The sequence below is a fragment of the Peribacillus sp. R9-11 genome, from assembly GCF_031345095.1.
Taxonomy (GTDB): Bacteria; Bacillota; Bacilli; order Bacillales; family DSM-1321; genus Peribacillus; species Peribacillus butanolivorans.
In genome coordinates this window covers 2273822-2285938 of the sequence record NZ_CP133763.1, presented here as the reverse complement: position 1 = coordinate 2285938, position 12117 = coordinate 2273822, and the positions used below count along the sequence as shown (strand labels likewise).

The 12117-nt window shown below is 34.6% G+C and carries 9 protein-coding genes and 1 pseudogene; 3 read left to right on the top strand and 7 right to left on the bottom strand.

Translation table 11 applies throughout. The features are described 5' to 3' along the window. Positions 1-313: 313 nt before the first annotated feature. The 3 genes from RE409_RS11195 to RE409_RS11185 form a co-directional block, all read right to left on the bottom strand. Positions 314-1144, bottom strand: a complete 831-nt coding sequence (locus RE409_RS11195) for an ABC transporter ATP-binding protein (RefSeq protein WP_201224871.1) — start codon at positions 1142-1144, stop codon at positions 314-316. 247 nt (positions 1145-1391) lie between these two features. Then, positions 1392-2213, bottom strand: coding sequence for an enoyl-CoA hydratase-related protein (locus tag RE409_RS11190; protein ID WP_201224872.1), 822 nt, complete (start codon positions 2211-2213; stop codon positions 1392-1394). A 592-nt stretch (positions 2214-2805) separates the two neighbouring features. Continuing rightward, positions 2806-3447 carry a GntR family transcriptional regulator gene (locus RE409_RS11185; RefSeq protein WP_201181032.1) on the bottom strand — a complete coding sequence of 214 codons (642 nt, stop codon included), beginning with the start codon at positions 3445-3447 and terminating at the stop codon, positions 2806-2808. A 481-nt stretch (positions 3448-3928) separates the two neighbouring features. Between RE409_RS11185 and RE409_RS11180 the strand changes: the two genes are divergently transcribed. Next, positions 3929-4741 (top strand): hypothetical protein, encoded by an 813-nt coding sequence (locus RE409_RS11180; RefSeq protein ID WP_201224874.1) that lies wholly within the window; start codon positions 3929-3931, stop codon positions 4739-4741. A gap of 68 nt (positions 4742-4809) precedes the next feature. On the opposite strand, the pseudogene RE409_RS11175 reads toward RE409_RS11180, so the two are convergent. The 4 genes and pseudogenes from RE409_RS11175 to RE409_RS11160 all read right to left on the bottom strand — a co-directional run bounded on the left by RE409_RS11175 (position 4810) and on the right by RE409_RS11160 (position 8445). Further along, a pseudogene (locus tag RE409_RS11175) lies at positions 4810-5782 on the bottom strand (zinc-binding alcohol dehydrogenase family protein). Positions 5783-5801: 19 nt separating this feature from the next. Further along, a complete protein-coding gene (locus RE409_RS11170) occupies positions 5802-6395 on the bottom strand; it encodes a flavin reductase family protein (protein WP_201181035.1) in 594 nt (197 codons plus the stop codon). Positions 6396-6435: 40 nt separating this feature from the next. Then, positions 6436-7644, bottom strand: a complete 1209-nt coding sequence (locus RE409_RS11165; protein WP_201224875.1) for a CaiB/BaiF CoA transferase family protein — start codon at positions 7642-7644, stop codon at positions 6436-6438. 3 nt (positions 7645-7647) lie between these two features. Further along, positions 7648-8445: an enoyl-CoA hydratase/isomerase family protein gene (locus RE409_RS11160; RefSeq protein ID WP_201181037.1), complete on the bottom strand. Its 798-nt coding sequence runs from the start codon at positions 8443-8445 to the stop codon at positions 7648-7650. A gap of 441 nt (positions 8446-8886) precedes the next feature. On the opposite strand from RE409_RS11160, the gene RE409_RS11155 reads away from it, so the two are divergent. Continuing rightward, on the top strand, positions 8887-9561 hold the full coding sequence (locus tag RE409_RS11155) for a GntR family transcriptional regulator (RefSeq protein WP_201249693.1): 675 nt from the start codon (positions 8887-8889) through the stop codon (positions 9559-9561). Positions 9562-10433: 872 nt separating this feature from the next. Next, positions 10434-11744 (top strand): SLC13 family permease, encoded by a 1311-nt coding sequence (locus RE409_RS11150; RefSeq protein ID WP_201224876.1) that lies wholly within the window; start codon positions 10434-10436, stop codon positions 11742-11744. Positions 11745-12117: the final 373 nt, after the last annotated feature.

Genomic DNA, 12117 nt, shown 5'->3' with positions numbered 1-12117 from the left:
GGGCTACTTTCATCGTATCATATATTTGCAAGACCATATTCCTTACATTGTCAACCACTCAACCAGACACACTATTAAGGTGAATGAGAAAAAGGTATTGTCAAAACAAAAATACCCGCTCGTAAAAGTCAGCTTTCGCGAACGGGTCATTAATGATTAACATAAGGGTGTTGTTCTATAAAACGTTGCTCCCATTGAATCTCTATGAATAACAGTTGACACCCTTCTCAGAAGAGTTAAAATCCCCTAAAACTCATGTAAAGTTTATAGAAGAATTGATTATACTACTCATGCAGAATGCTTTCCAGAAGTTTTAGTTTTTTACAGTCGCTAACATCGATTTAATCCGGATCCAAGGACGATCGTTTTCCCATTCTAAAGTTATAGGAACACGAAAGGTCTTTTCTAACAATGATTCTGTTAATGTGTTCTTTTTATCGCCTTTTGCAATAACGTTCCCTGAATTGATTAACAAAGCATGAGTTATTGATGGAACGATTTCTTCGATATGATGTGTAACATATAAAATGGTTGGGCCGTTCGGTGCAGCAGTCATATCTTCAATAGTGGTTAATAGTTCTTCCTTAGAGTAAATGTCCAATCCATTACAAGGCTCATCTAAAATTAATAAACGAGGCGAAGACATTAGAGCCCTTGCAATCATCGCTTTTCTTTTTTCACCTTGAGAAAGAGATTGGATGAATTGGTTGGACAAATGTTTGATTCTAAATTGGTCTAGTAATTTATTTGCTTTTTTTACATCATTCTCTGTAATTTCCTCATATAATCCAATAGAAGCAAATTTACCACTTAAGACTACTTCAAGTGCTGTATCATTCGGCCGTGATTGATATTCCTGATCTAAGGAGGAACTCACCCAGCCTATGGATTTCCGTAGCTCAGGTATATTCGTTTTTCCAAAAATGTTTCCTAAAACAGAAACTTCGCCACCACTATTGGGCCATTGATATCCCGTAATCATTTTTAAAAGAGATGTTTTACCTGATCCATTTAAACCTAGAAGCGCCCAGTGTTCCCCCGTTTGGACTTCCCATGAAACCCCATTTAATATTTGGTTCCCATTGCGTTTCCAGTTAATATTCTTAAGTGAGATGACATTGTTGCTGGTTTTTGTTTGATTCATCTTTATCCCCCATCTGTCTTATAGACTCTCAGCCATTTCGTTTTTCGTTATCACACAATACGCCGATTTTATATAGAATGCCCTTTTATAATCCCTTTTTTTAACTTCATTTATATCGTTTTAAGCCTTTATGTAAAAATCCCCTTTCTTAAGGTGTGTGTCAGTTAAACTAAAATTCATTCAACGTTTTTATTTCTTATCTATACTTACACCTCAAGAAAGTTTCTCAGTATGACTCATTTGCATATTAAGAATATTTAAAGTTCGGCTTGCGTTTTTCTAGGAAAGAATGAACACCTTCTCTATAATCCTCTGAAACAAAAGAATCGATTACAAGTTGCGCTGTCTCTTGAGAATCCTCGGTAGCTCCCATTAATACTTCATTAATAATCTTTTTTGTCCCCCGTACTGACAATTGAGCATTTTTACAAATTAGTTTTGCATAATCCAAAGTTTCTTTTTCAATTGAGTCTGAGGAAAATACACGATCCACTAACCCAATTCGAAAAGCTTCTTCAGCATCTAATAAACGGCCTGTATATAGAATGTCTTTTGCTTTTGCAGGACCTACAAGGTCGACAATATTCTTTGTTCCAGGCGTATTATAAACTAATCCAAGCTTGGCAGGGGTAATGCCCAATCTTCCATTTTCATCAGAAAATCTAAAATCGCATGCAACTGCTATTTCACAGCCCCCTCCCACAGAAAACCCTTGAATCATGGCGATTGTTGGTTTGGAAACATCCATTATGGCTTTTTCTGCGACCAGCGTTGCCCTATTATATTTATCAGCCCCTTCAGCTGTATAACGTAATGTTTTAAATTCGCTTATATCTGCTCCTGCCGAAAACGCACTATGATCTACACCTTTAAAAATAATTACTTTAACCTGTGAATTTTTTTCGCATTCTTCTATTAAATCAGGTATTTTCGTCCACATTTCGTAACTAAGTGCATTCCGTTTTTCGGGTCTGTTGAAATTGATAAACGCTATATTTCCTTCTATTTGGAGATAAAGTGGCTCATTACTAATACTATTTTTGTTCACTACCTCTAGATTTTCAGCCATCTCTTCTACGTCCCTTCTATTTCTTTTTTAAATATAGTAGATTCTTCGGGTAACCTAACGACACCAATATCACCCTTTTACTGGTCTAATTTTCTCTTTCTCTACAAATAATTCAAAAGTCTCACAATTATTAGTATGGTGAACTTTACATTGATTGGACTTATCTTCAAGTTCTCTTCGTTCAGAAATACTTCAGCCTACTCCTTAATTACACCAATAACAGGTATCGTTGGATCTACATGCTTTTAACCATGTCACCATTTTCCTCCATAATCACACTTAAGAATTTCGTTGTATCTTCTTCTCCAGAGAAAAAGCTTTACCTGTTCCGAAATCATAAGAATGTCAATATCACCATTTTTCTAAAACAGCTCAATACCTCTACTCCCCCTCAATCATTTTCATATTAATAGCATTTCGTACTAGAGGACTGCTAAATGTTAATAGTTTAAAACCTTCTAATGTTTCCGTTTCCATCTACAACCCTTTTTTTATTCAATGTCCATTTAATGAAGAATCATTTCAATCCACACTTTTTATATTATTTTAAATATTTTGATAATTTATGACAAAAAATAAAAGATACATTCCTTTATTTTTTATTTTTTTCAACTGCTTCATAAAACCTTCTTTTACCACTTTCAATATGGTCTTCTAACACTGCTTTTGCAAGATTAATTTTCCCCACTTTTATAGCATTCCAAAGCATTTTATGCTCCTCATACGATTGCTTTACACTTTCAGGAGTTTCTAAAACTATCTTTTGTAAGGTTATCAATGGTGTTCCCAAACGAGAAAAAATATTTTTAAAAACCTCATTCCCTGATAAAGACAAGACTTTATAGTGAAAATCATTATTTAGTTGTGCATAAACTTCCATATTTGCAGTAGCCATATCACTAATTATTTGATCAATTTCATTTACCTGATCCTCTTGTAATGGATATTTAAGGCGGCTTAGTGACATGTTTTCTAGAGATCCTCTGACTTCAAATAAATCACAAAGATCCTGTTTGTTGTATTTTTTTACAAATGAACCCCTTTTGGGAATTCTCTCGATCATCCCTTCATTTTCTAATATATAAAGTGCTTCTCGAACTGGACCTCGACTAGTACCAAAACTATTCGCATATCGCTCTTCAATTACTTTTTCCCCGGATTCCAAAACGTTATTTATAATATCAGTAACGATTTGACTTGCAATAATTTTTGGAAGATGCTTATCGACCTCCATAATAATACACCTCTTTTACAAATAACTTTAAGCGAATGCTCAAAAAGGAGGAAAAAAGCGAATCAATGAAGAGATTCACAATACTAGGGTCAGTTTCCTAGAAATAACTTCGCGATAAGAAAAATCTTTTTTCTTTTTGCGGAACTTTTCCTGACCTTTTTGAACAACCACTTAAGAATGATATAATGTCTTTGAGTATATTATATGTTATCTCTAAATTCCCTTCAACAAATTGTTAACAATTTATACTTATTTTCCAATAATCTAGTATGCGTTTAAGATTAAAACCTTATTATTCAAAAGATTTTATGTTAATCAGTTTTTCTAATCACATTTTTTGTTAACTATTTTATTTATTTTATTAATGGATTAGAAGGGAACTGAATCAAAAGTAATTTCTTTCAATTCGATATTTGCTAGAATATAAAAATTATCTTTAAAAGGTAATTTTATATAAACTGGAAGTTAAGGGGGATTTTTCTTGAAAGTTTTTGCATTAGTTGGAAAAAGTGGTACTGGAAAGAGCACTTCTGTTCTTCAATATACCCATAAAAAAGGGATTCCTGCCTTTATTGACGATGGTCTTTTAATTGTTAAAGGCCGGAAAATTGCAGGAACTTCTGCAAAATACGAAAAAAATTATATTAAGGCGGTTAAGCGTGCTATATTTCATTACGACGAGCATCAAGAAGAAGTAATAAAAGCTATTCATAGAGCTTCGATTGATAAAATTTTAATAGTAGGTACTTCAATCAAGATGGTTGATTTAATTGCCCAAAAATTAAAATTAGGGAAAATTGACCAATATACTGATGTATCTGATATCCGTTCCAGTAAAGAAATTAAAATGGCACTCTTTGTACGAAAGACAGAAGAAAAACATGTCATACCGATCCCATATATTCAAATCGAACCTAGCATGGTTAAAAAGATAATCTTAAAGGGTAAGAAAATCTTTTCTAATCAAAAAATATATATTGGTGAAACAACAATTATTCAGCCAAACTTTAACAAAGGTACTATCTTCATATCTGAAACTGCCTTAAAAGATATTACAATTTTCAGTTGCAAAAACATAGTCGAGGTGTCAAAAGTTAGCAACATTAGATATAATTTCTCCAATGTCCCTAAACTACAAATACAGGTCGAACTCGTTTCCTCAATTGATCAAAATATTATAAAAATGATCGAAATGATTCAAGAGAAAATCACCTTTATTCTCCTTTCTGTCTTGGAAATTGAGCTAGATTCAATCGATGTTTATATTTCTAGTCTTACTTTAGAAAAAGATTAATAGAAAAGAGGATGAAAATATGAAGTGACTCGTTAACCTCACTCCTTCATTAATCATCCTCTTTCACATTATGGAATTAATAGAATTTTCCCTACACTATTCCTACTCTCAATCCATTTATGTGCTTCTGCTGCCTCGTTTAATTTAAATTTTTTACTTATGACTATTTTTAATTCCTTGTTTTCAATTAATTTCAATACATCTGAAACTGGTTGAGCTAATGCTTCTGGCCGTGCCTTTAACTGGGTTCCTAAACTATATCCTAATACGGAACGGCATGTTTTATGGAGATCGTTGGTTTTGACTACACCTGATTCTCCTAATGAGCTTCCAAAACAGACAATTCTTCCGAAAGGAGCAAGATATTTCATACTTTCTTCAAAAATCTTCCCCCCAATTGAATCGAGAATAACGTCAGCACCTTGTCCATTTGTTAATTCAAGGATTCTTTGCTCCATGCTTTCTGTATTGTAATTAAGCACAGCATCTGCACCTGCACTTTTAGCTGTTGCAATTTTTTCATCAATTCCCACTGTTCCAATGATCATCTTTGCACCCAATACTTTTGCAATTTGTATTGCAGTTGTACCTATTCCACCAGAGGCAGAATGAATAACAATGATTTCTCCCTTTTTTACATTCGCAGATTGTGACAGTAGATTATATGAAGTTACTGAAACAACTGGGCATGCTGCTGCAATATCAAAGCTAACATTATCAGGAATGACATAGGTTAGTTTATGCCACACAATATTCTGAATAAGAACCGTTGGCTGGAAAGGCAATTACCCGATCCCCCACCTTTACATTTTTCACTGAATTACCTACAGATTCTACTATCCCAGCTACATCTAATCCTGGTATAAAAGGCGGGTTGCCTTTTCCATGATACTTACCTAATCTTGCTTTTATATCAGCAAAGTTAACACTCACTGCGGCAACTTGTATTAGAACTTGGTTTGGAGCTATGAGAGGCACAGTTGTTTCTATTACTTCTAATACCTCTGGACCTCCAAATCGATTAACATAAATGGCTTTCATCAGATTATCACTCCCTTTTTTATCTGGGGAGAAGAAAAATATTTTCAACAAGATTATAATTTCCAGCAAGTCGACCTACTGGTTGTAATTCTTCTATATTGACCTTCCCATCACAATATAAATCGTCAATAATATGATATTGAACAAGTCTGCCAATTACGAGATGATCTGATCCAAGTTCGATAATTTTCTCTAATCGACATTCCATTTTTATATCTGCTTCCATTATTAATGGAGATTTTACTATCTTACTTTCCATTGGTGTTACATTTACACTCTTAAACTCATCAACCTCAGGTTGAAAATTACCAGAACTTAAATGCATCTGATTTGCAACATTATTGGACACTACATTGATGACAAAATCTTTTTCACTACGTATATTTGTCAACGTATCCTTTTCTGTTCCATTTCTTTCACCGACACCTGGACCTATTGAAATGCCGAGCATTGGCGGGTTTCGCGAAACAACATTGTAAAAACTGAAAGGTGCTAAATTATATACTCCATTTCTACTAACCGTAGAAACCCATGCAATCGGTCTTGGGACAACTGAACCAATGAGCAATTTATATATTTCCTTAGGTGTTAGCGTCTCCGGGTCTATAAACATCTTTATCCTCCAGGGTTTCCATAATGGATACTTTTTTCATCTATTTTTTTATTAAACTAGCTTTTTCTGGAGCTGTAATATTTAATTCAACAAAGCGTAAAATTTCTTCATCACTATAACCTAACTCTTCTAAAATTTCGGTCGTATGTTCCCCTAATTGTGGTGGCACAGTTTTAACCTCCCCTGGTGTTCTTGAAAATTTAACTGGAATTCCTAACATTTTAATAGGCCCAAGTGTTGGGTGCTCCCTCTCAATTATCATTTCGCGTTCATACATATGTTTATCATTTAGAATGTCTGAAAACTTATTTACTGGACCGCACGGAATTTTCACTGATTCAAATAATGCAATCCACTCATTAATTGTTTTGTTCTGAAATACTTCATTTAAGAGAGGAATAAGTATCTCTCGGTTTTCCACCCTCTTTGGATTTGTTACAAACCTTTGATCTTTTATGGATTGTAAATCCATCACCTCAACAAATCTATCCCATAAACCATCGTTCCCAACAGCAAGTATGAAGTATCCATCAGATGCTTCAAATACTTGATAAGGGACAATATTTGGATGAGCATCTCCCAGTGGTTCTGGATTTTTTCCAGAAGCAAAATAACTGCCTGCTAAATAAGTTTGCCACGAAACGACGGTATCCAGTAAGGATGTGTCTACCCACTGACCTTCGCCAGAATGATTACGTTCATGCAAAGCTGCTAAAATGCCAAAAGCTGCCCACATTCCAGTACCGACATCCGCCATGGAAAATCCTGCTTTCACTGGTCTTTTCCCGAGTTCTCCTGTTACTGACATTAACCCGCCCATACCTTGGGCTAAAACATCATATCCTGGTTTCTTTGAATATGTACCCGTTTGGCCGAATCCGGAAATTGAAGCTAAAATAACTCCTGGATTATGCTCTTTAAGGACCTCGTAACCTATACCAAGTCTCGTTAAAGTACCTGGACGGAAATTCTCAACTACAACATCAGCATTTTTAACTAACTTTAAAAAAATTTCTTTCCCTGTTTCTTCTTTTAAATTGAGTACCAAGCTTTTTTTATTTCGATTAACGCTTAAAAAATAAGCGCTTTCATTTTGTAAAAAAGGGGGACCCCACTCTCTTGTATCGTCACCTTTTGGGGACTCTATTTTGATTACTTCTGCACCTAGGTCAGCAAGTGTCATTGTACAGTATGGACCACTCAAAATACGGGTTAAATCTACTATTTTAATTCCTTTTAGTGGTTGCATATATTATCGTCTCCTTTGAAAGTTTGGTTTTCTTTTTTCTACAAAAGATCGAACACCTTCTGGAAAGTCAATGGGGTCAACGCTGGATTGAATGCCAGTTTCCCATGGAATTGAAATAGTCGGATAATTATAAGCAACTGACCGTTTTACAGCTAAAAGGGAGGCTTGTGACTGCTCCAAGATCCTTTTGCCAAGATTTATAATGAAATGATTAATATCTTCTTCATCATCTAGAAGATAATTGATTAGGCCCAATTGATAACACTCTATTGGATTTAATAAACGACCCGTATAAACTAGATCCATTGTTCTACTTTTTCCGATCATGTCGGCTATTCTTTTCGCAAATGGTTGGTTCAAAGTAATCCCTAGTCTTCCAACTGGAATTCCCATTAGTGTGTGTGGCGTGCCAATTCGTATATCGCATGCTAAGGCCAATTCAAAACCTGCACCTAACGCAGGACCATTTATGGCGCCTATTGTAGGTAATGTTATTTTTTCAAAAGTAGAAATGGCCTCTTCCATTAATCGAAATGCTTCATTTGCCTCAGCAATTGTTAACTCATTAAATTGTTTAATATCGGAGCCAGCAGAGAAATGAGTTTTACTTCCACGCAATATTACGACTTTATTCTTTGGATTTTGAGTTATCATTTTCCCCATCTCTGCTAAATCATTCCACATTCGATTTGTCAGTGCATTTTTTAATTCTGGACGGTGTATGGTCACTATCGCAAACCCGCCGCTTTCTTGTAAGGTAATCTTCCCATTCGTTTCAGTTCGGTTAATCGTAACTTTCATGCTGAATTCACCCCTTTAATAAATTTGAATTTGATGACTTCTTTACTTGCTTTTTTTAAAAAATTATCATGTACCGAAACTAAAATAGTATATTGTCGACAATCGTTTATTGTGAATGATTACATCCTAATATACTTTTAATGTAAATTCAACTAATAATTATTAATTTATATAATTTTCTGACTATTTATTTTCAGGCTTATTACGTGTATTTTCAATTTGTCGATAACATTGGTTGTATTTACTTCTAAAAAGAGTGGCAATCTTCACCCTTTTTCTCATTTCAATTGATTTAGTTTGATGACAATATTTTGCTTTTTTAAAAAAATTTAAAATGAGTAGGATTTTCCCAAAAAGTTTACTTCGATTTTTCTAAAAGTTCTGGTATTGTATACATTAATAAAAGTTCAAAACTCATGTCCAGGTTAAGGAGGACAAATAATGGTTGATAACAACATTTTTGATAATAACTCACTATCTAGGCTGATAGCCGAGAAAATAACTGAAGAAATTATTACTGGGAAACTTAAAGCAGGAGACAAATTAATAGAAGCTAATTATGCTGAAGAATTTGGGACAAGCAGAGCCCCAATAAGAGAAGCTTTTTATTTATTAGCAATCGATGGTTTAGTTGAACGGATCCCAAGAAAAGGTTCCGTTGTAAAGGGCTACTCAGAAAGAGATATTATTGATCTGTTAGAAATAAGAATGATGCTCGAAAGCCTGGCAATAGAGAGGATTGCAGAACTCGATACACCTGAATCATCTCTAATTCATATGGAACAGCTTGTTAATAAGATGGATCTGGTTGATGGTGACCGTTTGGAATACGCGATGTTGAATCAAAAGTTCCACTTGGGGATTATCGAAATGAGTAAAAGTGATATTATCGCCAATATGTATTCTAGATTAGGACTACCGCTACTATCATTGCAACGACTTTCTTTTGAATGGGTAGAGAATATTAATAAATCACTTAAAGAACACCATATTATTTTAAATCATTTACATAAAAAACAATTTGTTGAAGCAAAAAAAGTTTTAATACAGCATAACCAAAATGTCTTTAACCCTAAAGGTAAATCACAACCTAGCATTAAAGGCATTAATAATTAGATTTTCCCTTAACAATCCATGCAGAACAAAGGTCAAGTTGATCTTACCAATTCCAATTATTGAAGCCGAAACGGGTGTTTTCAATGAATGTAGTTATTGAACGTGCATGTGGTATGAATGTTGATGAGGACTGTATTACTGTATGAACTATGACACCAGAAGAAAAGGACGTTGAAAAACAAAATTAGAAAACCATATTCCATAGTTTCCTACCTAAAAACACTTTCCCTTGTTTTTTCAACATGAAAACTTAAATTGAAAAAAGTGAAAAAGCCTATCTCTACGAGCAGGCTTATTTGCCTTTCCCAAAATGCGGTTTATTCTTTCAAATACATAGGGTACAAAAACCAACTTCTGGTTTAACAAAACTTCTTGAATTTACACCCTCCTATTTGGATTAAGGGAATTTAATAAAATTGATAAAAAAAACATTGACAGAAAATTCTAATTTCATTAGAATTACAAACATCAGCATAATTTTGTCGACAATCGCCATTAGTTTTTTATACAAAAATGAACTAAGGAAAGGAGGTTAAAGAAATGAAGCTACTCTACAATTGGTTAAACAGAAATTAAACGTGTCTTGTATTATGCAATTACTCTTGATGATATTAATAAATTGTTGACAATTACTCTTCATTTGAAAAACTCAAAAAAATAATTCCCTAATAAGGATATTTATTGGCATTCATAATACTTCTAATTGAAAGCGTTTTCAGATTTGTGAATCAAAGTTTTAAATTTTTAATAGAGTATTTTTCTTATGAGTCTGTTACAGTGCGACCCTACCTCTAAGACGCAAGCAAATGGATTTGTTCAGCACATGGCTCAGGTCACACATGAGCAATTTATTAAACTTAGGGGGACATATTATGAGCATAGAAATCGGAGCTATTATATTACTTTTACTCATGTTTATCATTGGAGCTATTCTTCCAATAAACATCGGTATTATTGGTTTTGTTGCTGCTTTTATCATGGGTGTGTTAGTCAGTGGGCTAAGCGTTGACGAGATCTTTAGTGCATTTCCTGCAGATCTATTCGTCCTACTTGCAGGAGTCACATTCTTATTTGCCATTGTCCAAAAAAATGGAACCATCGACTTAATTAGTAGATGGGGACTCCTTTTGGTTAAAGGTAACACCGGCTTAATTCCATGGATTATGTTCGCCCTGGGTGCTATTTTGACCAGTATCGGTACATCTGCCATTGCTTCTGCTTCTATCTTAAGTCCAATTGCGTTACGAGTTGCCTTTCAATACAAGATTAATCCTCTTATGATGGGCTTAATGCTACTTATAGGGGTGACTGCGGGTGGTTTCTCACCACTTCATCTTTTTGGTGTGATTGTGAACGGTATGATGGATTCACAAAACCTCCCACATTCACCAGGTTTGCTTTTCTTAAACACCTTTATCTTATGTGTATTCGTTGCGATTATAGTATTCATTCTTTTTGGAGGACTTAGGTTTTTTAGGAAAGATTCTGTTCACCTGTATACAGCAGCTACAGTAGAAACAGTAGAAACAATCGATATAAATGTAAATCAAGTAGATAATTCAGGAAAATCAGAAGGGCGTTTAACTTGGTATAGAGGATTCACACTTCTTGGAATAGCTCTTCTAGTCGTCCTAGCTCTAGGGTACAATGTACACATGGGCTTTGCCGGGTTTGGAGTAGGGTTGGCACTTTTCTTGATGGCTCCAAAAAGGCAAGAAGGCGTCTTACAGAGTATGCCTTGGCCAATTATCCTTATGGTAACAGGGATTGTGACTTATGTAGGAGTACTAGAACAAATCGGTGTTATCGAATATATGACCCAGTTAATAGCTGGCATGAATAATTCTGTAATGGCAGCTCTAACAGCATCTTATATTGGAGGAATTATCTCATCTTTCGCCTCAACAACAGGTTTCTTGGCAGCCATTATTCCACTCGCGATTCCAATTCTTCAGGATCCGACTGTATCATCCATAGGTGTCATATCATCCATCTCTTTTGCATCGAGCATTGTGGATATAAGTCCCTTCTCAACAAATGGTGCTATGTTGCTCGCAAATGCTCAAGGTATGAACCAAAATGAATTTTTTAGAAAACTCTTAATTGCATCCGCATGCTTTGTTGTTATCGGACCTGGACTTGCTTGGCTAATATTTGTCGTAATCGGAACACCATGGGGATAGACACAAGCTCGTCATTATCGTTCGTTATGACGAAGGGAATTGCTTAATTAACCGGTAAGTGATTCCCTAATAAGTAAGATTATTAAATATCTATACCTGGTACTGATTCCGTACAAAAAAGGAATTAGTACCTTTTCTTTTTATTTACCGCCCAGTCAATTAACCAATTAACTCATAATCATCCACCTACTATCCTGGATTTCCTATATAGATGAGCTAAGCTGTATCCAAGTTAAGCCTTGACCTTAAAAGTTCTATAATTCCAAATCCCCCTCCTGAAACATTAAAGATTCCACCAAAAATGGTATAACTTTTAATCAAGTTCAACTAATATTTAATCTATAATTTCTGCAAATAATTCAACGACCCTATG